A 24,913-nucleotide genomic window follows, 5' to 3' on the forward strand; every position below is an offset into this window, starting at 1 on the left:
CGCCCATGATCGATTTCGGCCCGAACCTCTTCGTCCTCGTCCTGCTGGTGCTCGCCGTCGCCGTGGTGTTCTCCGGCGTGAAGACCGTGCCGCAGGGCTACCAGTACACGGTCGAGCGTTTCCGCCGCTACACCAAGACGCTGATGCCGGGGCTGAACCTCATCGTCCCGTTCATCGACCGCATCGGCAACAAGGTGAACGTCATGGAGCAGGTGCTCGACGTTCCCACCCAGGAGGTCATCACCAAGGACAATGCCACCGTCTCGGTGGACGGCGTCGCCTTCTTCCAGGTGTTCGATGCGGCGCGGGCCTCCTACGAGGTGGCGCAGCTCGACCTCGCCATCCTGGCGCTGACCATGACCAACATCCGCACCGTCATGGGCTCCATGGACCTCGACCAGCTGCTCTCGCACCGCGACGAGATCAACGAGCGCCTGCTGCGGGTGGTGGATGCCGCCGCCGCGCCGTGGGGCGTGAAGATCAACCGCATCGAGATCAAGGACATCGTGCCGCCCAAGGACCTGGTGAACGCCATGGCGCGGCAGATGAAGGCCGAGCGCGAGAAGCGCGCGGTGATCCTGGAGGCGGAGGGCCAGCGCCAGTCGGAGATCCTCAAGGCCGAGGGCCAGAAGCAGGGGCAGATCCTGCAGGCCGAGGGCCGGCGCGAGGCCGCCTTCCGCGACGCCGAGGCGCGCGAGCGCCTGGCCGAGGCCGACGCCAAGGCGACGCAGATGCTCTCGGTGGCGATCACTGCGGGCGATCCGGCGGCGCTCAATTATTATATCGCCGAGAAGTACGTGAAGGCGTTCGAGACCCTGGGCGCGGCGCCGAACCAGAAGGTGGTGCTGATGCCCTATGAGGGCACGGCGCTGCTCTCCTCGCTGGCCGGCATCGGCGAGATCGCCAGAAGCGCGTTCGGCGCGGAGGCGGCGCGGACGCCGGCGCCCGGCACGCGCCGGCCCACCGGCCCGGCCAGCCCGCCGCCGGCGGAGTGAGGCCATGGGCCTCCTCACCGATCTCGGGCCGTGGGCGTGGTTCGTGCTCGGCGGCGTGCTGCTGCTGGCCGAGATCGCCGCGCCCGGCGCCTTCCTGCTGTGGCTCGGCATCGCCGCCCTCGTCACCGGCGTGCTCGCCTATGTGATCGACCTCACTTGGCAGATGGAGGTGCTGATCTTCGCCGCGCTGGCGGTGGCCGCGGTGCTGGTGGGCCGCCGCATCTCCCCGGCGCCGGGCAAGGCGTCGGACAAGCCGTTCCTGAACCGGCGGGCGGAAGGCTTCATCGGCCGGGTGTTCGTGCTCGACGAGCCCATCCTCGCCGGCGTCGGCCAGGTGCGCATCGACGATTCGGTCTGGCGCATCGAGGGCCCGGACACCTCGGCCGGACAGGCGGTGAAGGTGGTGGCGGTGGACGGCGCGACGCTGCGGGTGGAGCGGGCGTAGGGGGTGATCGGCTGCTGGGATTGGCCGGAAGCGGACGCGTTGGGGGCAGGTCCGATTTTAGTCAGTGACGCTCGGTCCGGGCAATGCCGCACTTTGCGATCCACCGCTGCGGCAACACATTGACCGCAGCGTCCGGCGGCAATTTGTAGAATGACTGTGTCCGATAGCTCCATGCGTAAGGCGTGCAGCCTTTGAGGGCTGCCGTGTGGAGAACGAACTGAAAATCTTGTGGAGCCTCGCGGATGGATGTGAAGAACGAGTTCTCTTCGACTTCGTCTGCTCCGAAAGCGCGAACCCCGCGGCGCCGCTCGCTGTCCGCATAGAGACCCACTATCGTCGTCGGCAGGACAATCGCAAGTGCCACAAACATCGGTAGCCGGAACACGCGAGCAGTCGGGCTTGTAAGGGGGATTGCAAAGATCAGCGTGGAGGCTGCGAGGCACAGAACAGCGATCCAACCCCAAAGGGGAAGGCCAAGCCTATCAGGCCAGAGAATTGCCAAAGCAGCCAAATTAAGTGGCTGACCTACGCTGCCGAAAAAAATCACCGACACAACCATATAGGCGAGCGCGGCGTGGAGTAGCTTTAGGGCAAACATGTCGAGCCGAAGTCGCTGTCACAAACGTGGGCATAACGTGTAACAGGCGGCAGGATGGTGGTCACTGCATTCGCGTCGGCAATGGGTCATCACCGACCCTATGGAACTGAGCTGGGACATCCAAAGCCTTCGCCCCAAAAAACAGGGCGCCCGGCCATCGCCGAGCGCCCCGTCCCCTCAATCCCGTCAGTTCACTTCAGGAACAGCGGCACGTCGCCGGGCGTCGCCTTGAACTTGGCGGCGGCGTCGCAGAAGTCCTTCTTGTCGCCGTTGCCCTCGGCCAGGAAAAGGCCGTAGCGGGCGCCGAAGGCCACCAATACGGCGGCGCCGAATTCCTTCTCCTGCTTCTCGTTGAAGTCCTTGTCCGGGCTGGTCAGGACGCCGGCGATGCCCTTGCCGAAGGTCTCGGTGTCGAGCGTGTAGCCGTCGCACACCCGCACGATCGCCGCCTGATAGGCGAGATTGTTGAGCGCGGTGTATTGCGGCCCCGGAAGCAGGCCGTTCTCGGATTCGAGAAGGTCGTTCCAGGCATTGTCCATCCGGTCGTCGTCCGGAAGCGCGGCCCCGGACTGGGGGGCGGCCGACTGGGCGAGCGCGGGGGCGCAGGCGGCGGCGGAAAGCGCGAGGGCGAGGAGCGCGCCGCGCAGAGGCTTGAGCATGGTCATGGGATCTCAGTTCCTGCCGTAGACGCGCCAAGTCCAATCGGCGGCATAGGCGCCGCCGTTGTAGTAGCAGGCCCGCTGGCCCGGATAGCAGACCACGTTGGAGGCCGGCGAGAACGGCGCCGGCGGCACATAGACGGGCGGCGGCGGCGGCCCGTAGACATAGGTGTTGCGGTGCGCGCTGTCGGCGATGGCCGCGCCGACCGCAAGGCCGACGATGCCCGCCGTCACGGCCGCGGCGCCCGAGCTCATGCGCGCGGCGCTGGGGGCGGCCTGCGCGAGCAGCAATGCCGGCGCCAGAAGTGCGACGGCAAAAAGTCTTCGGCTCATTGTATTGATTCCAATCCCTGTTCACGCAACCCAGGATATTGAGCGCCCCTGGCCCGATAAATCAAGCATACCGGTTGTGCATTCGGCGCGATTCAACAACGCTGGCGAGCACAGCACGCCAAGCTTGGCATTTGCATTTGGCGCGCGGCGCCGCCTCCACTGGTTTTCCCGCGGCCTGCCCGGCGCGGCGCAAGTATCTGAAAAACAACGATTGCGAGCGCGGTATCCCGATGAGGCCGCGGCGCGCAGACGTGTCCCGCCCCGCGCGGGGCGGCGGCGCGCGCGGGGCGGGACACGACGGTAAAATTTTCTCAACCCCCGGCCGGATGGTCCCCGCTTCCTCACCCCACGGCGGTGCGGATCAGCTCCTCCTCCGCCTCCGCCAGCAGCGCCTCGTTGGCCTCGCCGGCGACGCTTTCGCGGCCGATCTCCAGCAGCACCGGCACCGAGAGCGGGGAGACGCGCTCCAGGGGCTGGTGCACGATCCGCCCCTTGACCCGCGCCAGCATCTCGCCGAGCCGCTTCACGTCCAGGAGGCCGGTGGCGGCGTCCGCCCGCGCGGCGCGCAGCAGCAGGTGGTCGCTCTCGTGCCGGCGCAGCACGTCATAGATTAGATCGGTGGAGACCGTGACCTGCCGCGCGGTCTTCTCCTTGCCGGGAAAGCGCCGCTCGATCAGCCCGGCGATCACCGCGCAGTGGCGGAACGTGCGCTTCATCAGCGCGCTCTCGGCAAGCCACGCCTCCAGATCGTCGCCCAGCATGTCCTCGTCGAACAGCTCGGCGAGCGAGAGCCGGCCCTGGGACACCGCGGCCCCCATGTCGCCGGCCGCCCAGACCGCCAGCGCATAGTCGTTGGCGACGAAGCCCATGGGCTTCAGCCGCGCCCGCTCCAGCCGCCGGGTCAGCAGCATGCCCAGCGTCTGGTGGGCGAGCCGCCCCTCGAACGGATAGGTGACGAGATAGTAGCGGCCGGACTGCGCGAAGGTCTCCACCAGCAGGTCGTCGCGGCCCGGCAGGCGCGAGCGCGCGCGCTGCAGCTCCAGCCAGTCGCGCACCTGCGCCGGCAGCGCCGGCCAGCGCTCCGGCGCCGAGAGCAAGGCGCGTACCCCCGCGGCTAGGAAGGTGGAGAGCGGGAACTTGCCCCCGGCATAGGCCGGCACCCGCGGCTCCTTCGCGGTGGTGCGCGAGACATAGACCTCGTCCTCCACCAGCGCCTCGTAGCGCAGGACCTCCCCCGCGAAGACGAAGGTGTCGCCCGGCACCATGGTCTCGACGAAATATTCCTCCACCTCGCCCAGCATGCGCCCGCCGAAGCGCACCCGCCCCGCCACCCCGGTCTTGGCCGCGCCGCGCGCCGACACCAGGCGCACCTTGAGCATGGCGGCCTCGACGATGGTGCCCACGTTCAGCCGGTAGGCCTGGGCGATCATGGGATTGGCGACGCGCCACAGCCCGTCCTTGGTGCGGCGGATCTTGGCGTAGCGCTCATAGGCCTTCAGCGCATAGCCGCCGGTGGCGACGAAGGCGACCGCCGCGTCGAAATCGGCGCGCGACAGGGCGCGGTAGGGGGCGGCGGAGGTCACCTCGCCATAGAGCGCGTCGGCGTCGAACGGCGCGGCGCAGGCCATGCCGAGGATGTGCTGGGCCAGCACGTCCAGCGCGCCCTGCCGCTCGGGCGGGGTGTCCTGCGCCCCCGCTTTGACCGCCTCCAGCGCCGCCCGGCATTCCAGCACCTCGAAGCGGTTGGCGGGAATGAGCACGGCGCGGGACGGCTCGTCGAGCCGATGGTTGGCGCGGCCGATGCGTTGCATCAGGCGCGAGGCGCCCTTGGGCGCGCCCACATTGATGACGAGGTCCACATCGCCCCAGTCGATGCCGAGGTCGAGCGAGGAGGTGGCCACCACCGCCTTGAGCCGCCCGGCCGCCATGGCGGCCTCCACCTTGCGGCGCTGCTCCACCGCGAGCGAGCCGTGATGCAGCGCGATGGGATGGCTGGCGTCATTGATGCGCCACAGCTCCTGGAACAGGAATTCGGCCTGCCAGCGGGTGTTCACGAACACCAGCGAGAGCCGGTTCTGCCCGATCAGCTCGTAGATCTCGGCCAGCGCATGGTGCGCGGTGTGGCTCGCCCAGGGCATCTTCGCCCGGCTTTCCAGCATGGCGACGTCCGGCGCCGCCCCGCTTTGCGCCACCACGAGATCGGCGAGCGGCGCGCCGGCGCCTTGCGGCACCAGATAGCGCCGAAGATCGTCCGGCTCGGCGACGGTGGCCGAAAGGCCGACGCATTGCAGCCCGGGCGCGATCGCCCGGAGGCGGGCGAGCGCCAGCGCCAGGAGGTCGCCGCGCTTGGAGGTGACGAGGGCGTGCAGTTCGTCCAGCACCACCCGCTTGAGGCCCGAGAACAGGTGCTCGGCATCCTTGGAGGCGAGCAGCAGCGAGATCTGCTCCGGCGTGGTCAGCAGGATGTCGGGCGGGTCGCGCCGCTGGCGCTGGCGGCGCGAGGACGGGGTGTCGCCGGTGCGGGTCTCGACCCGGACCGGAAGGCCCATCTCGGAAACCGGGGCTTCGAGATTGCGGGCGATGTCCACCGCCAGCGCCTTCAGCGGCGAGATATAGAGCGTGTGCAGCGGCGAGGGCGGCCGCTCCGCCTGCCAGCGGGAGAACGGGACAGGGGAGCCGTCGTCCGCTCCGGGCGTGGCCCCCTCCCAACCCTCCCCCGCAAGCGGGAGAGAGCTTTCGGTGCTGGAATCGACTGGGCTCCCTCTCCCGCTTGCGGGGGAGGGCTGAGGAGGGCGAACAGGGGCGGGGGCCGCCCCCTCCCGTCGTCCCTTCGCCTTCGGGCGGCTCAGTTCGATCAAGGTCGGCAGGAATCCGGCCAGCGTCTTGCCGGCGCCGGTGGGGGCGATGAGCAGAACCGAGCGGCCGGCGGCCGCGGCGTCGATCAGATCGAGCTGGTGCGCGCGGGGGGCCCAGCCGCGCGCGCGGAACCACTGGCGGAACACGGGGGGAAGGGCAGCCTCGGCCCTGGGCGCGGCATGGGACACGCCTGGAAGATAGGATGTGCCCGGCGGTTTCGCGATGGCCGCCTTAATGGCCCGTCAACCGTCTTCGCGCACAGTGCGCCGTCAGTTCCCGCGTGGAGTAGCCAAGTCCCATGATGTCCCGCGCCGACCGGACCGTCCTCAGCGAATGGTGGTGGACGGTGGACCGGGCCCTGCTCGCCGCCCTCTTCGGCCTGATGATCATTGGCATCATCCTGTCCCTCGCGGCGAGTCCCGCCGTCACGGCGCGGATCGGCATCGACGATCCGTTCCACTTCGTGAATCGCCAGCTCCTGTTCCTCGTCCCGGCGGTGTGCGTGCTGTTGGCGACCTCCTTCCTCACGCCCCGCGCGCTGCGGCGCACCGCCATCGGCGTGTTCGCGCTGTTCTTCGTGCTGCTGCTGGCGACGCTGGTGTTCGGCCCCGAGGTGAAGGGCGCCCGGCGCTGGCTCACGGTGGCCGGCATCACGGTGCAGCCGTCCGAGTTCATCAAGCCGGCCTTCGTCATCCTCGCCGCCTGGCTGTTTGCCGAAAGCTCCAAGCGGCCGGAAATGCCGGCGCAATCGCTCGCCATGCTGCTCCTGGCGAGCGTGCTCGTCCCGCTGGTGATGCAGCCGGATTTCGGCCAGAGCCTGCTGATCTGCCTCGTCTGGGGCGCGCTGTTCTTCCTCGCCGGGCTGCGCTGGATCTGGATGGTGGGCCTTGCCGGCGCGGGCGTCGGCGCGGGCGTCATCGCCTATCTGTCGGTCTCGCACGTGCAGAAGCGCATCAGCCGCTTCATCAACCCGGATTCCGGCGACACCTACCAGATCGAGGCGGCGCTCAACTCGTTCCGCAACGGCGGCTGGTTCGGCACCGGGCCGGGCGAGGGCACCGTGAAGCGCATGCTGCCCGACGGGCACACGGACTTCGTCTTCGCGGTGGCGGGCGAGGAATTCGGCATCATCCTCAACCTCATCATCCTGGCGCTGTTCGCCTTCATCATCCTGCGCTCGCTCCGCCGCGCCATGGACGAGAGCGACCCGTTCGCGCGCTTCGCCATCACCGGGCTGACGCTGCTGTTCGGCCTCCAGGCCTCCATCAACATGGCGGTGAACGTGCACATCGCGCCCGCCAAGGGCATGACGCTGCCCTTCATCTCCTATGGCGGCTCCTCGCTGATCTCGCTCGCCTTCGGCATGGGCATGCTGATCGCGCTGTCGCGCAAGCGGCCCGGCGCCGCCGCGCTCGCAGCCCTCAGTGAGCCGCGCCGGAAGGTGGAGCCCCAGGGCACGCCGACCGCCACGCCGACCGCCGGCCCTCAGCCGGTCCCGGCCGCCTCCTGAGACGATTTCCGCCCCGGCGCGCGCCGGGGTAGAACGGCGCCGGGTATCCGCGCAGGACCCGGCAGAGGACCACAACCGTGAGCAAGCTCGTGCTTCTCGCCGCCGGCGGCACCGGCGGCCATCTCTTTCCCGCCGAGGCGCTGGCCGGCGTGCTCACGGCGCGCGGCCTGACGGTCGACCTCGCCACCGATGCCCGCGCCGCGCGCTATGCCGGCCACTTCCCGGCGCGCGAGCTGCACGTGCTGCCGGCGGACACGGTGCGCGGGCGCTCCGCCGTCTCGCTGGCGCGCACCGGCATCGCGCTGGTCTCGGGCCTGGTCTCCGGGCTCGCCCTGATGCGGCGGCTGAAGCCCGCCTGCGTGGTGGGCTTCGGCGGCTATCCCACCGTGCCGCCCCTGCTGGCGGCGTCGATCTGCGGCGTGCCCTCGGCGCTGCACGAGGCGAACGGCGTCATGGGCCGGGCGAACCGCATGCTGGCGCGCCGCGTCGGCGCCATCGCCACCGGCTTCCCCGGCCTGTGCCGCGCCGATCCGGTGCTCGACGCGAAGGCGGTATGGACCGGCAATCCGCTGCGCCCCGCGGCGGTGGCGGCCGCCGCCATCCCCTACGATCCGCCGCTGCCCGGCGGCCCCCTGCGGCTCCTGGTGTTCGGCGGCAGCCAGGGCGCGCGCGTCATGTCCGACGTGGTGCCCGATGCCATCGGCCTGCTCGACGGCGCGCTGCGCGGCCGGCTCCAGGTGGTCCAGCAGGCGCGCGAGGAGGATGCGGACCGGGTGCGCGCGGCCTATGCCGCGCTCGGCGTCGCGGCCGAGATCGCGACCTTCTTCGACGACCTGCCGGCGCGCATGGCCGCCGCCCATCTGGTCGTCTCCCGCTCGGGCGCCGGCACGGTGGCGGAGCTTTCCGCCATCGGCCGGCCGTCGATCCTGGTGCCGCTGCCGCACGCGCTCGACCAGGACCAGGCGGCCAACGCCCGGACGCTGGCCGAGGTGGGCGGCGCCAGGGTGCTGCGGCAGGTGGAGTTCGACCCCGAGCGGCTGGCGCTCGAGATCCACACCTTTGCCGGCGAACCCGACGCATTGACGCGGATGGCCGATAAGGCCAGAAGCCAGAGCGTGCTCGACGCCGCCGAGCGCCTCGGCGACCTGATCGAGCACCTCGCCGGCGGCGGCACGGTGAAGACCTTCAAGGACAAGACCATCAAGGAACCGCGCGCATGAAGCTGCCGTCCGGCCTCGGAGCCATCCATTTCGTCGGCATCGGCGGCATCGGCATGAGCGGCATCGCCGAGGTGCTCGCCAATCTCGGCTACACGGTGCAGGGCTCGGACGCCGCCGAGAGCGCCAACGTCAAGCGCCTGCGCGAGCACGGCGTGACCGTCTTCATCGGCCACGACGCGGCCAATCTGGGCAAGGCCGAGGTGGTGGTGGTCTCCTCCGCCATCAAGCGCGACAATCCCGAACTCGCCGCCGCCCGCGCCAAGCGCCTGCCGGTGGTGCGCCGGGCCGAGATGCTGGCCGAGCTGATGCGGCTGAAGAGCTGCGTCTCCATCGCCGGCACCCACGGCAAGACCACCACCACCTCACTGGTGGCGACCCTGCTGGACGCGGGCAGCTTCGACCCCACCGTGATCAATGGCGGCATCATCAACGCCTACGGCACCAACGCCCATCTCGGCCAGGGCAAGTGGATGGTGGTGGAGGCGGACGAGAGCGACGGCACCTTCCTGAAGCTGCCCACCGAGGTCGCCATCGTCACCAATATCGACCCCGAGCACCTCGACCACTTCAAGACCTTCGACAAGGTGCAGGAGGCGTTCAAGGCGTTCGTGGAGAACGTGCCGTTCTACGGCTTCGCGGTGATGTGCATCGACCACCCGGTGGTGCAGGCGCTGGTTGGCCGCATCGAGGACCGGCGCGTCATTACCTATGGCGAGAACCCGCAGGCGGACGTGCGCCTGGTGGACGTGGACCTCAAGGGCGGCGTCACCAAGTTCGGCGTGGTGTTCCGCAACCGCGCCGGCGGCGTGGTGCACGAGATCAAGGGCCTGCGCCTTCCCATGCCGGGCAAGCACAATGCCCTCAATGCTACTGCCGCCATTGCGGTGGCGCACGAGCTGAAGGTGCCGGACGCGGCGATCATCGAGGCGCTCTCGCGCTTCGGCGGCGTGAAGCGGCGCTTCACCCGCACCGGGGAGTGGAACGGCGCCGCCATCTTCGACGATTACGGCCACCACCCGGTGGAGATCGCCGCGGTGCTGCGCGCCGCCCGCGCCGCCAGCGATGGACAGGTGATCGCCGTGGTGCAGCCGCACCGCTACACCCGGCTGGCCTCGCTGTTCGACGAATTCTGCACCTGCTTCAACGATGCCGACCACGTCATCGTCGCCCCGGTCTATGCCGCCGGCGAGCAGCCGGTGGCGGGCGCCGACCGCGACCATCTGGTGGCCGGCCTCGTGGCCCACGGCCACAGGAGCGTGACGGCGCTCGACGGGCCGCAGGACCTCGCGCCCCTCGTCGCCGGCATCGCCCGGCCGGGGGACTATGTGATCTGCCTCGGCGCCGGCAACATCACCCAGTGGGCCTATACGCTGCCGGGCGAGCTCCAGGCCATCAAGCCGGCGGCGTGAGCGGAGGGGCGAGCGCGCCCATCCTCCGTCATGCTTGGGCTTGGCCCGAGCAGCCGCGCATCCCGGCCGGGTCGTCGGGTCACTTGCGCGATACAGCGGTTACAAGATACCGTTTCACTTGAAAATGGTGCGGTGGCACCGCTAATCCTCCTTGGCCCCGTGGCATAGGGATGCAGCTTCGGACGATCGCCCTAAAGATGGCGATATTCCTTGTTCCACAGCCCTTTCGCCACCAAATGACCGCGCCTTTGCGCTAGATTTGCGCAATCAAGACGCATCGATTCGAGAAACCCAGCATGGTCGAACCCGTCCCCGCCGCCTCCCCCGACGACTACGGCGCGCAATCCATTCAGGTCCTCAAGGGCTTGGATGCGGTGCGCAAGCGTCCGGGCATGTATATCGGCGACACCGACGACGGTTCGGGGCTGCACCACATGGTCTACGAGGTGGTGGACAACGCCATCGACGAGGCCTTGGCCGGCTGGGCCAAGGAGGTCACCGTCACGCTGGAGGCCGATGGCTCGGTGACGGTGACCGACGACGGGCGCGGCATCCCCACCGACCTGCACCCGGAGGAGGGCGTCTCCGCCGCCGAGGTCATCATGACCCAGCTGCACGCGGGCGGTAAGTTCAACCAGAATTCCTACAAGGTCTCCGGCGGCCTCCACGGCGTGGGCGTGTCGGTGGTGAACGCGCTGTCCACGACGCTGGACCTCACCATCTGGCGCGACGGCAGGGAGCACTTCATGCGCTTCCGCCACGGCGACGCAGAGGCGCCGCTGAAGGTGGTGGGACCCGCGCCGGCCGGCAAGCGCGGCACGAAGGTGACGTTCACGCCTTCGCCTCAGACCTTCACCCGCATCGAGTTCGACTACGCCACCCTGGAGCACCGTCTGCGCGAGCTGGCGTTCCTGAACTCGGGCGTGCTGATCGTGCTCACCGACGCGCGCGGCCCGGAGCCGAAGCGCGAGGAGCTGCACTACGAGGGCGGCGTCGAGGCGTTCGTGAAGTATCTCGACCGCTCGAAATCGGCGCTGATCCCGAAGCCAGTGGTGATCCGCGCCGAGAAGGACGGCATCACGGTTGAGGCCGCGCTTTCGTGGAACGACGGCTACCACGAGAACGTGCTCTGCTTCACCAACAACATCCCCCAGCGCGACCGCGGCACCCACTTCACGGGCTTCGCCGCCGCGCTGACCCGGCAGGTGCTGGGCTATGCCAACGCGTCCGGCATCTCCAAGAAGGAGAAGGTGGACCCCACCGGCGAGGATTGCCGCGAGGGCCTGACCGCCGTGCTCTCGGTGAAGGTGCCGGACCCGAAATTCTCCTCCCAGACCAAGGACAAGCTCGTGTCCTCCGAGGTCCGCCCGGTGGTGGAGAGCCTGGTCGGCGAGGCGCTCGGCAACTGGTTCGAGGAGAACCCGGCCGAGGCGAGGAACGTGATCGGCAAGGTGGTGGAAGCCGCCGCCGCCCGCGAGGCCGCCCGCAAGGCGCGCGACCTCACCCGGCGCAAGAGCCCGCTGGATGTCGCCTCCCTGCCCGGCAAGCTCGCCGACTGCCAGGAGCGCGACCCGGCGAAGTCCGAAATCTTCATCGTCGAGGGCGATTCGGCCGGCGGCTCCGCCAAGCAGGGCCGCGACCGCGCCTTCCAGGCCGTGCTGCCGCTGCGCGGCAAGATCCTGAACGTGGAGCGCGCCCGCTTCGACAAGATGCTGTCGTCCGAGCAGATCGGCACGCTCATCACCGCGCTCGGCACCGGCATCGGCCGGGACGATTTCGACATCGCCAAGCTGCGCTACCACAAGATCATCATCATGACCGACGCCGACGTGGACGGCGCCCATATCCGCACCCTGCTGCTCACCTTCTTCTTCCGGCAGATGCCGGAGATCGTCGAGGCGGGGCACCTCTTCATCGCCCAGCCGCCGCTCTACAAGGTGGCGCGCAGCAAGTCCGAGACCTACCTCAAGGACGAGCGGGCGCTGGAGGACTATCTCATCACCGCCGGCCTCGACGAGGCCTCGCTCCACACCGCCGCCGGCGAGGTGCGCACCGGCGCCGACCTCGCCTCGGTGGTGGAGGTGTCGCGCCAGTTCCGCGGCGCGCTGAACGCGCTGCACCCGCGCTACAACAAGGCGGTGGCCGAGCAGGCCGCGCTGGCCGGCGCGCTCGATACCGAGGCGCTCGACGGCCCCCGTGCCGCGGCGGCGGTGGCCGAGGTGGCGCGCCGGCTCGATGCGCTGGCGGACGAGACCGAGCGTGGCTGGATCGGCACCGCCGACGAGGCGGGCTTCGGCTTCGCGCGCACCGTGCGCGGCGTGATGGAAGTGGCGCGGCTCGACGCCGCCTTCCTCGCCTCCCCGGACGCCCGGCGCCTGGCCGCGCTCACGCGCGACCTCGACGGCGTGTTCGCCGGCGCAGCGACGCTCAAGCGCAAAAGCGACGAGCACGTGCTGTTCGGCGCCATCGACCTGTTCGACGCCGTCACCGACGCCGGCCGCAAGGGCCTCTCGCTCCAGCGCTACAAAGGCCTGGGCGAGATGAACCCCGACCAGCTCTGGGAAACCACGCTCGACAAGAACGCCCGCTCCTTGCTCCAGGTGAAGATCAAGGAAGTGGACGCGGCCGACGACCTCTTCAACCGCCTGATGGGCGACACGGTGGAGCCCCGCCGCGAGTTCATCCAGGAGAACGCGCTCAAGGCCAGCGTCGACGTGTGAGGGTTGGGGGCGGCGGCCCCGCCCCAACCTCGGACCGTCGCCCTCCGGCTTGACCGGAAGGCCCGCCCTCGCGCCCCAGGACTGGATGCTCCGGTCAAGCCGGAGCATGACGGCGCGCGGGAAATGGCGGCCGTCGGGCTGCGCCGGGCATCCCCGAGAACAAACGAAAAAGAGCCCCGCACACCGATTCGGACGCGCTTCGTTCCGTCGCCGTTCCGCCCGGCGCCATCGGATCGTCCCGGAACAGGACGCCCCTCAGTCCGCCAGCAAAACGAAGCGCAGGAGGACGGTGCGCTGGAGCGGGTTGAAATTGTCGTCGGAGATGATCGTCAGCAGCGTCTCGCCGGCCGCGTTCCGCGTCACGGCGAGGCCCTCCATGTTGTCGATCTGGTAGCCCATGTCGAAGGTGCCGAGCACCTCGCCGTCGATCACCGCCCCCGGCTTCACGGCGTCGAGCGGAAAGCGGCGCAGGCGCATCTTCACGCCGGTCGATCGGGTGTAGTGACGCTCCAGCAGGATCACGTCGCCGTCCGGCGTCAGCGCCGCGTCGGTGGCGGAGAAGGCGTCGTTCCGGCGCACCGAGAACGTGCCCGGCCGGGGTCCGCCGATGATGAAGCCGTCCAGCACGTCGGCGCGCGCCGCACCCGTCTCCGCGATACCCACGAGCGCCCCCTTGAGCGCTCCGGAGGGCACGAAGACGAGCGTCTCCAGGCCCTTGTTGCCGCCGAGCCCGCCGATCGCGGGCGCGTCCACCCGCGTCCCGGTGGCGCCGAGCGGCGGGCGGGGATAGCGCCAGATCTCGTTGCGGCCCTCGAAGCCCACGAACACCGCATCGCGCGCGACCGTCAGGCTCTCGGCATCGCCGCCCGCGCGCGCGATGGGGCCGCCTTTGTCGTCGCGGATGGCGACGGCGCTCACGTCCGCCATCCCCACCGGCCGGTCGCCGTCCAGCACCAGCCGCCCCTCCAGGAACAGGCCGGCATCGGTCACGGCGAGGAAGCGCGCTCCGTCGGCATCGAGCGCGAAGCCGGAAATGCCGCCGAAGCCCGCAAATGTGGAGGACAGCACCAGCCCGCCGCGGAATTCCAGCGCCCCGAACCGGCGCCGCTCGTCATTGAAGGCGAAGGTCTTCACCGGCAGGGCGGCCACCGCCACCGGCACCCTCTCCTCGGGGAGCGCACCCGGCTTGGTGAAGGCGCTGGCGAGCGCCGCCGCGGCGAGGAGCGCAGCTGCGACCACGCCCAGCGTCACCCGGGCTTTGGCCGACCCGAGAAGACGCCGCCCGGCGCGCGCGGTCACGTCCCGCCTCAGTGCAGGCGGCCGCGACCGCCGCCGGCGCTGTCGCCGAACAGCTCGGCGAGCTTCTCGGTCATGGCGCCGCCCAGCTCCTCGGCGTCGACGATGGTGACGGCGCGCTTGTAGTAGCGCGTTACGTCGTGGCCGATGCCGATGGCGATCAGCTCCACCGGCGAGCGGTTCTCGATCTGGGCGATGATGTGTCTCAGGTGCCGCTCCAGATAGTTGCCGGCATTCACGGAGAGGGTGCTGTCATCCACCGGCGCGCCGTCGGAGATCATCATCAGGATGCGCCGGGATTCGGTGCGCACCAGGAGGCGCTGGTGCGCCCAGTCGAGCGCCTCGCCGTCGATGTTCTCCTTCAGCAGCCCCTCGCGCATCATCAGGCCGAGATTGCGCCGCGCGCGCCGCCAGGGCGCGTCCGCCGCCTTGTAGATGATGTGGCGCAGGTCATTGAGGCGGCCGGGTCCGGCCGGCTTGCCGGCGGCGAGCCACGCTTCGCGCGCCTGCCCGCCCTTCCAGGCGCGCGTGGTGAAGCCCAGCACCTCCACCTTCACGCCGCAGCGCTCCAGCGTGCGGGCGAGGATGTCGGCGCAGGTGGCGGCGACCGTGATCGGCCGCCCGCGCATGGAGCCGGAATTGTCGATCAGCAGCGTCACCACCGTGTCGCGGAACTCGGTGTCGCGCTCGCGCTTGAAGGAGAGCGAGGCGGTGGGGTCGGTCACCACGCGCGAGAGCCGCGCCGGGTCGAGAATGCCCTCCTCCAGGTCGAATTCCCAGGCCCTGTTCTGCTGCGCCAGCAGCTTGCGCTGGAGCCGGTTGGCGAGCCGCGCCACCACGCCCTGCAAATGCGAGAGCTGCTTGTCGAGATAGGAGCGCAGCCGCGCCAGCTCCTCCGGATCGCACAGCTCCTCGGCGGCGATCTCCTCGTCGAACTTGGTGGTGAAGGCGTGGTATTCCGGGCCCTTGCTGTCGTGGCTCATGGAGGGGCGCGGCTGCCACGGCTCGGCCGGCTCGTCGCTGTCGCCCAAGTCGTCGGCGTCGGGCACGTCCGCCGGCGGGGCCGCGTCGCTCTCCATGGCGCTCTCGGGCATCTCCTCCTGGGAGAGCTCGGCTTCCACCTCGGTGGCGCCCTGCTGGCCGTCGTCCTCGCGGGTCTCGCCGTCCTCCCCGCTCTGGTCGTCCTCGCCGCCCTCGCTTTCGGCGTCCTGGTCCTGGCTCTCGGAATCGAGCCCGCTCTCCTCGCCCATGTCGAGCGAGGCGAGCAGATCGCGGGCGATCTCGCCGAACCTCTTCTGGTCGTCCATGCTCTCGGCGAAGCGCGAGAGGTCGCCGGCCGCGCGATCCTCGATATAGTCGCGCCACAGCTCGACGATCTTGCGCGCGTCGGGCGGCGGCGCCTCGCCGGTGAGGCGCTCACGCACGATCAGGGCGATCGCGTCGGACAGCGGCGCGTCGGCGCGGTCGGTGATGTCGGCATAGTTGCCGCGGTGGTAGCGGTCCGCGAGCATGGCCGAGAGATTGGTCTTCATGCCGGACATGCGGCTGCCGCCGAGGGCCTCGACGCGCGCCTGCTCCACTGCCTCGAACACGGCGCGGGCGACCTCGCCGGAGGGCAGCATCTTGCGGTGCGTCGCGGGGTCGTGGCAGGCGAGCCGCAGCGCGAGCGAATCCGCATGCCCGCGCACGATCGCCGCGTCGTGGGCGGAGAGCCGGCGCGGCGGCTCGGGCAGGCGCACCCGGTCCGGGCCGAGCGCGGGACGCTCGGCGGCGAAGGCGACCTCGAACTCGGCCACGCCGGCCACCGCCTTGAAGCAGGCAGAGACCGCGCGCTTGAAGGGCTCGACGGGCGCTTCCTTGGGACCCTTGGCGGTGGTGCGGTTCGTGGGGGCCATGTCCGGCTCATCCAAGGCGGGACGGCCCGGCGGGAAGCCGGGCGCGTCGGGGTCAGGAGAGGGCGACGTTCACCGTGCTCTCGGGCAGTTCCTGCCCGAAGCAGCGCTGGTAGAACTCGGCCACCAGGGGCCGCTCCAGCTCGTCGCACTTGTTGAGGAAGGTCACGCGCAGCGCGAAGGCGATGTCGCGGAAGATCTCCGCGTTCTCCGCCCAGGTGATGACCGTGCGCGGGCTCATCACGGTGGAGAGGTCGCCGTTGATGAAGGCCGAGCGCGTCAGGTCGGCGAGGCGCACCATGCGGTTGGCGGTGTCGCGCCCTTCCGGCGTGCGCAGGTGCTTCGCCTTGGCGACGATGATGTCCACTTCCTTGTCGTGGGCGAGATAGTTCAGCGTGGTGACGATGGACCAGCGGTCCATCTGCGCCTGGTTGATCTGCTGCGTGCCGTGATAGAGGCCGGTGGTGTCGCCGAGGCCGATGGTGTTGGCGGTGGAGAACAGCCGGAAGGCGGGGTGGGGGCGGATCACCCGGCTCTGGTCGAGCAGGGTCAGGCGGCCGGAGCTCTCCAGCACGCGCTGGATCACGAACATCACGTCCGGGCGGCCGGCATCGTACTCGTCGAACACCAAAGCGACGTTGTTCTGGTAGGCCCAGGGCAGGATGCCGTCACGGAACTCCGTCACCTGCATGCCGCCCTTCACCACGATGGCGTCCTTGCCGATCAGGTCGATGCGCGAGATGTGGCTGTCGAGGTTGATGCGCACGCACGGCCAGTTGAGGCGCGCCGCCACCTGCTCGATGTGCGAGGACTTGCCGGTGCCGTGATAGCCGGTGACCATCACGCGACGGTTGTGGGCGAAGCCGGCGAGGATGGCGAGGGTGGTGGTGCGGTCGAACAGATAGTCCGCGTCCAGCTCCGGAACGTGCTCGTCCGGCTCGGAGAAGGCCGGCACCTCCATGTCGATGTCGATGCCGAAGGTCTGGCGCACCGACACCTTCATGTCCGGGGTAGGCGCTGGGGTCGCGGTGGCACTCATGAAACCTCCGTGGGCGCTCCGTCCGCGCCGCCTGCTGCTTTTGTTCTGCCATGGCGCGCCATCCGGCGCGCCGCGGCCGTTCGGGCCGGCCGGTCCTGCGGACCGGTCAGCAAAATCCCGCCTGCTTGAGGCTGTTATAGGCCTGGATCACGTTCCGCAGCCGATCCTCGGCCGAGCGGTCGCCGCCATTGGCGTCCGGATGGTGGAGCTTCACCAGGGTCTTGAAGCGGGCCTTGATCTCGCCCGCATCGGCGGACATTTCGAGGCCCATCACCTCCAGCGCGCGCCGCTCGGCGGTGCGGATCACGCGGCCCTCGGCCTCCGGGCGCTCCGCGGCGACGCTCTCGCCGAACTCGGTGCCGAAGCCGAACGGGTCGCCGTAGCCGGCGGCGCGGAAGCCGGCGCCGGCCGCCCCGTGGGCGCCGCCGGGCGGGCCACCCGACTTGGCGCCCATCTTCCAGGTGGGGCGATGGCCGGTCAGCGCGTCCTTCTGGTAGGCGTAGACCGCGTCGTCGGTCATGCCCGCGAAATAGTTGTAGGACTGGTTGTAGGCGCGCACATGGTCGAGGCAGAAGCGCCAGTACTGGCCTTCCTGGTGCCGGCCCTTGGGCGCGCGATGGGTCCCCGCCTGCGCACAGCCCGCCCATTCGCAGCACGCGGTGTGCGTGCGGCGCGTCCGGTCGTCGCCGGGCTTGACGCGGATGCGGTCGAAGAGCGGGGAGTCGAGCTTCATGGCCGGGCGATTATGCGGGCCGCGTTTCGGCACCGCAAGAAATTGAGAGGGGAGAAGCGCCGGGGCCGCTGAGCAGCCCCGGCGCCGCGCGCGGATGGCAGCGCGGGCGCAAGCCACATATAGTATGCCGACCGCGAACGCGCCATCGTCGCGGATCATTGCCGGCGCCCCGATTGCTTCACAGATTGGTTCGATCATGAGCGAGACCCACCTTTCCGCCATCCGCCAGACCCTGGAGCAGGGCCTGACCCCGCTCGCCCTCGACCTCGTGGACGAGAGCCACAAGCATGCCGGCCATGCCGGGGTGCGCCACCTGGAGCGCGGCCCCTCCGGCCGCGACGACGGCGGCGTCACCCACATCCGCGTGCGGGTCGTGGCGCAGGACTTCGCCGGCAAGAGCCGCATCGAGCGCCACCGCATGGTGAACGCGCTGCTCGCGGGCGAGATCGCCCGCGGCCTGCACGCCATCGCCATCGAGGCCAAGGCGCCGGGGGAATAGGCACGCCATGCGCGCAAGCGGGATTGCCGGAGAGGGCGCGCTGGTCCTGTTCTCGGGCGGGCAAGATTCCACCACCTGCCTCGCCTATGCGCTGGAGCGGTTCGGCAGGGTCGAGACGCTCGGCTTCGACTACGGCCAGCGCCACCGCGTGGAGCTGGAGCGCCGCCCGGTGCTGCGCGACGCGCTCGCCGGGCTGAAGCCGGGCTGGGCCGAGCGGCTCGGCGCCGACCACACGCTCGATCTTTCCGTGCTCGGCGCGCTGTCCGAGACCGCGCTCACCCGCAACGTCGCCATCGAGATGGAGGACGGCGGGCTGCCCAACACCTTCGTGCCCGGCCGCAACATTGTGTTCCTCACCTTCGCCGCCGCGCTCGCCTACCGGCGCGGGCTGCGCCACATCGTCGGCGGCATGTGCGAGACCGACTTCTCCGGCTATCCCGACTGCCGCGACGACACCATCAAGGCGCTGCAGGTGGCGCTCAATCTCGGCATGGACCGGCGCCTCGTGCTGCACACGCCGCTGATGTTCATCGACAAGGCCGAGACCTGGGCGCTCGCGGAGCGCCTCGGCGGGCCGCCGCTGGTGGATACCATCGTGGAAGAGACGCATACCTGCTATCTGGGCGAGCGCGGGACCCGGCGGGACTGGGGCTATGGCTGCGGCGCCTGCCCGGCCTGCGCCCTTCGGGCCGACGGCTTCGCCCGCTACCGCAACACTCTGAGGAGCGCCCCGCGATGACCCGTTCCGCCCGCTTCCCGCTCACTGTGCTCGCGCTCGTCGCGCTCCTCGCCGGCGCGGCGCCAGCCGCGGCCCAGAGCTTCAGCTGCGCCACCAATACCGGGCCCGACGAGCGCGCGATCTGCGCCGATTGCGGCCTCGCCCAGCTCGATGTGAAGCTGGCTGTGATGTACGAGGTGCTCACCAAGACCTCCGGCATGGGCGTCCGCGCGGACCTGCGCGAGGCGCAGCGCGCCTGGCTCTCCACGCGCGCCGCCTGCGGCGGCAACGTCTCCTGCCTCACCGGCGCCTACCAGACGCGCATCGCCGCGCTGCAGGCTTCTCTCGACGAGTTCTATTCGCGCGGACCGTTCTGAACCGCGGCGCCAACCCACCGGAACCCGCCATGACCGCCGATCTGCGAAGCGCCGCCGACGGGCGCGCCGGTTTCCACCATGTGGAGACCTGGGTGTTCGACCTCGACAACACCCTCTATCCCGCCCGGCACGATCTGTGGGCGCAGATCGACGCGCGCATGAAGGCCTACATCACCGATCTGCTCGGCATCACGCCGGAAGAGGCCTTCACGCTGCAGAAGGACTATTACCGCCGCTACGGCACCTCGCTGCGCGGGCTGATGCTGGAGCATGGCATCGACACCGCCGCCTTCCTCGACCATGTCCACGACGTGGACCTCGCCGGCCTCGACCCCTCGCCGCGCCTCGCCGCCGCCGTCGAGGCGCTGCCCGGCCGGAAGCTGGTCTACACCAATGGCTCCGAGCGCCATGCCCGCAACGTGCTGAACAAGCTCGGCATGGGCGGCCACTTCGCGGCGGTGCACGACATCGTCGCCGCCGAGTTCCACCCCAAGCCCACGGAGGAGGCCTATCTGCGCTTTCTCCGGGCTCACGGGGTGGAGGCGCCGCGCGCCGCCATGTTCGAGGACCTCGCCCGCAACCTCGAAGTGCCGCACCGGCTCGGCATGGCCACTGTGCTGGTGGTGCCGCCCGGAGAGCGGATCGAGGCGCGCGAGAGCTGGGAGTTCGAGGGCCGCGAGGCGGCCTATGTGGACCACGTGACCGAGGATCTTGCCGGTTTTCTGGAGCAGGTTGCCGCCGCCTGAGACAGGCCCGCTCCGACAGGTTTTAGCCCAGGCGGATTGCGCGTCGGATGATTGGCCTTTACGATCCCAGGTTGAGTCATCTGTCAGAATTGCATTGGAATGGGCAATGGTCTCGCGCCGACGCGGTATCTGCATGCGAACCGGAAAGCGCGACCCGGACCTGACGTGACCCGCGAGCGCGCGGGCCGGGAATCGCGGCGAAGTGTCACATTCATTCGTCCAAAGTGCGTGCCAGTCTCCTTTCGGGGCGGCATCGGGATCGTGGCTTTCCAGAAATGACCGCTGACAGCCTGGCCTGGGTGGATCTGGTTCAGGTGCCCCTCCTGGTGGTGAACGCCGGAGACAGCCGGGTTGTGCGCGGCAATCCGCGGGCGCGGAGCCTGCTCGGCAGCGCGAGCCTTGCCGGCGATCTCTCCGACTTCCTCGGCGCCTATGCGGCCGGGCGGCTTCGGCCGCTGATCGGCGGGGAGGTGGAGGATGCCGGCGAGCTGATGCTCTATTGCCGCATGCCGGCCGGCCTTGCCACGCTCGGCTTCAGGGCGGCGCGCATTCCCGAGCAGGACCTGTGCGTTCTCACCGTCCGCTCGCTTGCGGCGGACGCGGCGACGCAGAAGCGCACCGAAGCCGGCATCGAGAATTTCGGCGTCATGCTGGAGGAGATCGTCCGCTCGCTGCCGGTGGGTGTCGAGATCTATGACGGCAACTTCCGCGAGCTGTTCTGCAACACCGTGTCCGACGAGCTGTTCGGCTACGCCTATGACGGCCAGGTGCCGCATCACGACGACTGGTGGGAGCGCGGCTTTCCCGACGACGCCGCCCGCGCCCGCGTCATCCGCGACTGGCGCGAGCGGTGCGAGAGCGTGCGCGCCGCGCCGGGCGAGGTGCAGCGGGCGGAATGGGACGTGGTCTGCCGCGACGGGCAGCAGCGCACGGTGCAGTTCCGCTTCCGCTTCATCGGCTCCAACTACATCGTGGTGTTCTGGGACGTCACCGAGCGCCGGCGCCTGGAGGAGGAGCTGCGCCATCTCGCCGGCACCGACGAGCTGACCGGCCTGCACAACCGCCGCCGCTTCTTCGAGGAGGCCGAGAACGCCTTTTCCGCCGCGCTCGCCGCGGCCACCCAATTGTCCATCCTCATGCTCGACATCGACCACTTCAAGTCGATCAACGACCGCTTCGGCCATGCCGCCGGCGACAAGGTCCTGTCCGAGGTGGCGCGGCGCTGCGCCGGCGCCCTGCGCGCCGGCGACGTCGCCGCGCGCGTCGGCGGCGAGGAGTTCGCCGTCCTCCTGCCGGCCACCGACGCCGCGGGCGCCGAGCAGGTGGCGCAGAACCTGCTCGGCGCCATCCGCCACGCGCCGGTGCGGGTGAACGGGCACGCGCTGGCGGTGCAGGCCTCCATCGGCGGCACCTTCCGCCTCGCGGGCGACCGCTCGGTGACCACATTGATCGAGCGCGCCGACCGGGCGCTCTATGCCGCCAAGGGCGGCGGCCGCGACCGGGTGGTGGTGCTGCCGCGCTTCTTCGACGAGGTGCGCCCGGCGCGGCTGCGGCTCCCGCGCAGCAAGGCGCCGGAACCGGGATGATGCCCGACGGCGCATCGGTGCGCGCGCTCGCGCCGGACGAAGCGGCGATCGCCCTCGACTGGGCCGCGCGCGAGGGCTGGAACCCCGGCCTCGCCGACGCCGGCGCCTTCCTCGCCCAGGATGCGCAGGGCTTCCTCGGCCTGTTCGCGCCGGACGGGAGCCTCGCCGCGACCATTTCCGCCGTGCGCTATGATTGCGGCTTCGCCTTTGTCGGCTTCTACATCTGCCGGCCGGACCTGCGCGGGCGCGGCCTCGGGCTGGCCCTCTGGACCGCGGCGATGGCGCGGCTCAAGGGCCGGGTGGTCGGGCTCGACGGGGTGGTCGCGCAGCAGGCGAACTATGCCCGCTCAGGCTTCGTCCTCGCCCACCGCAACGTGCGCTTCGGCGGGCCGGTGCCGGGCGGCGCCACGCTCCCGCCGGGCGCATTTTCCGGCGGCGACATCCGCCCGGTCGGTCCCGCGCTGCGCGCGGCGGTCGCGGCCTTTGACCGCGCCTGCTTCGGCTTTCCCCGGCCGGCCTTCCTCGACGCCTGGCTGAGCCCGCCGGCCGGCCGCGCCCTCGCTCTGGTCGCGGACGGGACCGTGCGCGGCTTCGGCGTGGTGCGCCGCTGCCGCGAGGGCGCCAAGATCGGCCCGCTGTTCTGCGACGACGCGGTCACCGCCCGCGCGCTCGCCTTCGCGCTGGCCCAAGCGGCGGGTGAGGTGGCGGGCGGGGTGGCGGGCGAGGGCCCGCTCTTCCTCGACGTGCCGGAACCCAACCAGGCGGGCGCGGCGCTCGCCGGCGAGCTGGGCCTTGCCCCGGTGTTCGAGACCGCCCGCATGTATCGCGGCCCGGCGCCCGCCCTTCCGCTCGACCGCATCTTCGGCATCACCAGCTTCGAGCTCGGCTGAGAAATCCGGCGCGCGCGAAAATGCTCTATGTTCGCGCGCGGGCAGGAAGGGGCGGACCGGCGACACATGACCTCGCGGCTCTACTGGATTTCCACCGGCGCGGTGCTGGCCGCCGGGCTCGGCCTGATCCTCGCCGACCCGTCCCCGCTCGTCGATGTGCGCAACGGCCTGTTCGACCTCTACCAGCGCGCCGCGCCGCGGCCCTACGACCCCGAGGCGCCGGTGAAGGTGGTGGACATCGACGACGCCTCGCTGGCGCGCGATGGCCAGTGGCCCTGGCCGCGGGCAAAGCTCGCCGCGCTGGTGGAGCGCCTTGCCGAGAAGGGCGCGGCGGCGGTGGCGTTCGACGTCACCTTCTCCGAGCCCGACCGGCTCGACCCCGCGACCCTCGCTGAGCTGCTTCCCGCCGAGGTCCGCGCGAGCGTGGTCGGTGCCCTTGCGGGCCAGGAGAGCAGCGACGCCCTCTTCGCCCGCGCGCTCGGCACCCTGCCCTCGGTGCTCGGCGCGGTTCTGACCGGATCCGGGACGGAGGCCGCGCTGCCGGCGAAATGGGGGATCGCGGCGGCGGGCGACGACCCGCTCGCCTTCCTGCCGCGCTTTCCCGCCGTGGTGGCGCCCCTGCCGGCCCTGGCGCAGGCGGCGGCCGGCATCGGCGTGCTCAACTGGCTGCCCGACCGCGACCAGGTGGTGCGCCGGGTGCCGCTGCTGCTGGGCCTCGGCAACGAGGTGGTGCCGAGCCTCGCCGCCGAGGCGCTGCGGGTGGCGCAGGGCGCCTCCACTTATGTGGTGCTGTCCTCCAACGCATCCGGCGAGCAGGCGTTCGGCGCGTCCACCGGCATCGTCGCGGTGAAGATCGGCGCCGTGGAGGCACGCACCGACGCGCAGGGCGAGGTCCGGGTGCGCTTCTCGCCCTCCGATCCGCGCCGCTTCGTGCCGGCCCATGCGGTGCTCGACGGCACGGCGGACCGCGCGGCGCTGGAGGGCCGCATCATCCTCGTCGGCACCAGCGCGGCGGGACTCAAGGACACGCGGGCGACGCCGCTCGACGCCGCGGTCGCCGGCGTCGAGATCCAGGCCCAGCTGATCGAGCACCTGGTGGCGGGTGCGAACCTCGTGCGGCCCGACTGGGCGCGCGGCGCCGAGCTGGTGCTGGCGGCGGCGCTCGGCCTGCTGCTGGCGCTCGCGCTCCCGCGGGTGCCGCCGCTGGTGGCCGGGCTCGGCGGATTGGCACTGGTGGCGGGGCTCGGCGCGGCCTCGTTCCTCGCCTTCACCCGGCTCGACCTGCTGATCGATCCCCTGGCGCCCGGCGCAACGGCGCTCGCGGTCTATCTGGTGGGCGTGTTCGCGCTCTACCGCGAGGAGCAGCGCCAGAAGAAATGGGTGCGCTCTGTGTTCGGCCGCTTCGTGTCGCCGAACGTGGTGTCGAAGCTCGCCGCCGATCCCTCGCGCCTGGTGCTCGGCGGCGAGACGCGCCAGATCACCATCCTGTTCTGCGACCTGCGCGACTTCACCACCTTGTCCGAGACCATGGACGCGCAGGCGCTCACGCGCTTCATGCACGCTTACCTCACGCCCATGACCGAGGTGGTGCTGGCCCATGGCGGCACCATCGACAAATATATCGGCGACGCCATCATGGCGTTCTGGAACGCCCCGCTGGACGATCCCCACCACGCCCGCAACGCCACATTGTGCGCCCTCGCCATGAGCGCCCGGCTCGATGCGCTCAACGTCGAATGGCGCGTCCAGGCGGAGCGGGAGGGGCGGCCCTACCACCCGGTGCGCTGCGGCATCGGCCTCGCCACCGGGCCGTGCTGCGTCGGCAATCTCGGCTCCGACCAGCGGCTGGAATATTCCTGCCTCGGCGACGACGTGAACCTCGCCTCGCGCATCGAGGGCGCCACCAAGGGCCTGCGCACCGACATCCTCGTGTCCCAGGCGACGCGGGACGCCGCGCCCGGCCTCGCCTTCCTGGAGGCGGACGAATTGACGCTGAAGGGCAAGACCAAGGCGAGCCGGCTCCACCTTGTGGCGGGCGACGCCGCCTTCGCCGGCTCGCCCGGCTTCGAGGCCCTGGCCCGGCGGCATGGCGCGCTGGTGGATGCGCTGGACCGCGGCGACGCCGGGCAGGCGCGGCTTCTGGCGGACGACCTCCGCCAGACCGCCCCCGCGCGTCTCACCCGCTTCTATGGCCTGTGCCTGGAGCGGGCGGCCGCGACGGTGGCGGCAGCCCAGGATTGAGCACCCACAAGGGATTTCCGCTTCTTTGGGTGCCGATCCATCCGTTGCGGCCGTGTTAATTTTTCCCTAGGAAAATAAAACCGCTCTGATTATTGTCCCGGCTAAGGAAGCGTGATTTCTTCCCGCTTGTATCGAAGCGCGGGCGGCCTCA

General features: G+C 70.4%; 21 protein-coding genes. 13 read left to right on the top strand and 8 right to left on the bottom strand.

Annotation, left to right across the window (positions count from 1 at the left end; all coding sequences use genetic code 11):
• Positions 1-5: 5 nt before the first annotated feature.
• Positions 6-995, top strand: a complete 990-nt coding sequence (locus tag D9R14_RS16660) for an SPFH domain-containing protein (protein WP_121624473.1) — start codon at positions 6-8, stop codon at positions 993-995.
• Positions 996-999: 4 nt separating this feature from the next.
• Positions 1,000-1,440, top strand: a complete 441-nt coding sequence (locus D9R14_RS16665; RefSeq protein WP_121624474.1) for an NfeD family protein — start codon at positions 1,000-1,002, stop codon at positions 1,438-1,440.
• A 61-nt stretch (positions 1,441-1,501) separates the two neighbouring features.
• Here D9R14_RS16665 and D9R14_RS22955 read toward each other — a convergent pair whose 3' ends face one another.
• The 4 genes from D9R14_RS22955 to D9R14_RS16680 form a co-directional block, all read right to left on the bottom strand.
• Positions 1,502-2,038 (bottom strand): hypothetical protein, encoded by a 537-nt coding sequence (locus D9R14_RS22955; protein ID WP_147453053.1) that lies wholly within the window; start codon positions 2,036-2,038, stop codon positions 1,502-1,504.
• Between the two features lie 191 nt (positions 2,039-2,229).
• Positions 2,230-2,703, bottom strand: a complete 474-nt coding sequence (locus D9R14_RS16670; RefSeq protein WP_121624475.1) for a hypothetical protein — start codon at positions 2,701-2,703, stop codon at positions 2,230-2,232.
• A 6-nt stretch (positions 2,704-2,709) separates the two neighbouring features.
• Positions 2,710-3,030 carry a hypothetical protein gene (locus D9R14_RS16675; protein WP_147453054.1) on the bottom strand — a complete coding sequence of 107 codons (321 nt, stop codon included), beginning with the start codon at positions 3,028-3,030 and terminating at the stop codon, positions 2,710-2,712.
• A 341-nt stretch (positions 3,031-3,371) separates the two neighbouring features.
• Positions 3,372-6,074 (bottom strand): ligase-associated DNA damage response DEXH box helicase, encoded by a 2,703-nt coding sequence (locus D9R14_RS16680; RefSeq protein WP_245420850.1) that lies wholly within the window; start codon positions 6,072-6,074, stop codon positions 3,372-3,374.
• Positions 6,075-6,184: 110 nt separating this feature from the next.
• On the opposite strand from D9R14_RS16680, the gene ftsW reads away from it, so the two are divergent.
• From ftsW to gyrB, 4 genes are all read left to right on the top strand, one after another.
• Entirely contained in the window at positions 6,185-7,396 is a 1,212-nt protein-coding gene (gene ftsW / locus D9R14_RS16685) for a putative lipid II flippase FtsW (RefSeq protein WP_121624477.1), read from the top strand.
• A gap of 77 nt (positions 7,397-7,473) precedes the next feature.
• Complete coding sequence (gene murG, locus D9R14_RS16690; protein ID WP_121624478.1) at positions 7,474-8,616, top strand: undecaprenyldiphospho-muramoylpentapeptide beta-N-acetylglucosaminyltransferase; 1,143 nt, start codon at positions 7,474-7,476, stop codon at positions 8,614-8,616.
• Positions 8,613-10,025, top strand: a complete 1,413-nt coding sequence (murC, locus tag D9R14_RS16695) for a UDP-N-acetylmuramate--L-alanine ligase (RefSeq protein ID WP_121624479.1) — start codon at positions 8,613-8,615, stop codon at positions 10,023-10,025. The genes murG and murC overlap by 4 nt, the downstream gene beginning before the upstream one ends.
• Before the next feature lie 296 nt (positions 10,026-10,321).
• Positions 10,322-12,745, top strand: a complete 2,424-nt coding sequence (gene gyrB, locus D9R14_RS16700) for a DNA topoisomerase (ATP-hydrolyzing) subunit B (RefSeq protein ID WP_121624480.1) — start codon at positions 10,322-10,324, stop codon at positions 12,743-12,745.
• 255 nt (positions 12,746-13,000) lie between these two features.
• Here the strand turns inward: gyrB and D9R14_RS16705 are convergent, their stop codons facing one another.
• The 4 genes from D9R14_RS16705 to D9R14_RS16720 all read right to left on the bottom strand — a co-directional run bounded on the left by D9R14_RS16705 (position 13,001) and on the right by D9R14_RS16720 (position 17,705).
• Positions 13,001-14,044, bottom strand: coding sequence for an esterase-like activity of phytase family protein (locus D9R14_RS16705; RefSeq protein ID WP_121624481.1), 1,044 nt, complete (start codon positions 14,042-14,044; stop codon positions 13,001-13,003).
• A gap of 8 nt (positions 14,045-14,052) precedes the next feature.
• On the bottom strand, positions 14,053-15,936 hold the full coding sequence (cobT, locus tag D9R14_RS16710) for a cobaltochelatase subunit CobT (protein WP_121624482.1): 1,884 nt from the start codon (positions 15,934-15,936) through the stop codon (positions 14,053-14,055).
• A gap of 52 nt (positions 15,937-15,988) precedes the next feature.
• A complete protein-coding gene (cobS, locus tag D9R14_RS16715; protein WP_121624483.1) occupies positions 15,989-16,972 on the bottom strand; it encodes a cobaltochelatase subunit CobS in 984 nt (327 codons plus the stop codon).
• Between the two features lie 106 nt (positions 16,973-17,078).
• A complete protein-coding gene (locus D9R14_RS16720) occupies positions 17,079-17,705 on the bottom strand; it encodes a J domain-containing protein (RefSeq protein WP_121624484.1) in 627 nt (208 codons plus the stop codon).
• A gap of 196 nt (positions 17,706-17,901) precedes the next feature.
• Here D9R14_RS16720 and D9R14_RS16725 point away from each other — a divergent pair, with 196 nt between their 5' ends.
• The 7 genes from D9R14_RS16725 (at position 17,902) to D9R14_RS16755 (ending at position 24,762) form a co-directional block, all read left to right on the top strand.
• A complete protein-coding gene (locus D9R14_RS16725) occupies positions 17,902-18,204 on the top strand; it encodes a BolA family protein (protein WP_121624485.1) in 303 nt (100 codons plus the stop codon).
• Positions 18,205-18,211: 7 nt separating this feature from the next.
• On the top strand, positions 18,212-18,943 hold the full coding sequence (gene queC / locus D9R14_RS16730) for a 7-cyano-7-deazaguanine synthase QueC (protein ID WP_121624486.1): 732 nt from the start codon (positions 18,212-18,214) through the stop codon (positions 18,941-18,943).
• Positions 18,940-19,299, top strand: coding sequence for a lysozyme inhibitor LprI family protein (locus D9R14_RS16735; protein ID WP_121624487.1), 360 nt, complete (start codon positions 18,940-18,942; stop codon positions 19,297-19,299). Before queC ends, D9R14_RS16735 begins: the two co-directional genes overlap by 4 nt.
• Before the next feature lie 29 nt (positions 19,300-19,328).
• Positions 19,329-20,045 (top strand): pyrimidine 5'-nucleotidase, encoded by a 717-nt coding sequence (locus D9R14_RS16740; RefSeq protein ID WP_121624488.1) that lies wholly within the window; start codon positions 19,329-19,331, stop codon positions 20,043-20,045.
• A gap of 275 nt (positions 20,046-20,320) precedes the next feature.
• On the top strand, positions 20,321-21,631 hold the full coding sequence (locus D9R14_RS16745; RefSeq protein WP_121624489.1) for a GGDEF domain-containing protein: 1,311 nt from the start codon (positions 20,321-20,323) through the stop codon (positions 21,629-21,631).
• The gene (locus D9R14_RS16750; RefSeq protein WP_121624551.1) at positions 21,631-22,521 is read left to right on the top strand and encodes a GNAT family N-acetyltransferase; all 891 of its coding nucleotides are present in this window, start codon (positions 21,631-21,633) and stop codon (positions 22,519-22,521) included. Before D9R14_RS16745 ends, D9R14_RS16750 begins: the two co-directional genes overlap by 1 nt.
• Before the next feature lie 66 nt (positions 22,522-22,587).
• Complete coding sequence (locus D9R14_RS16755) at positions 22,588-24,762, top strand: CHASE2 domain-containing protein (protein ID WP_170168648.1); 2,175 nt, start codon at positions 22,588-22,590, stop codon at positions 24,760-24,762.
• Positions 24,763-24,913 lie beyond the last annotated feature (151 nt).

Source organism: Xanthobacter tagetidis, from assembly GCF_003667445.1.
GTDB lineage: Bacteria > Pseudomonadota > Alphaproteobacteria > Rhizobiales > Xanthobacteraceae > Xanthobacter > Xanthobacter tagetidis.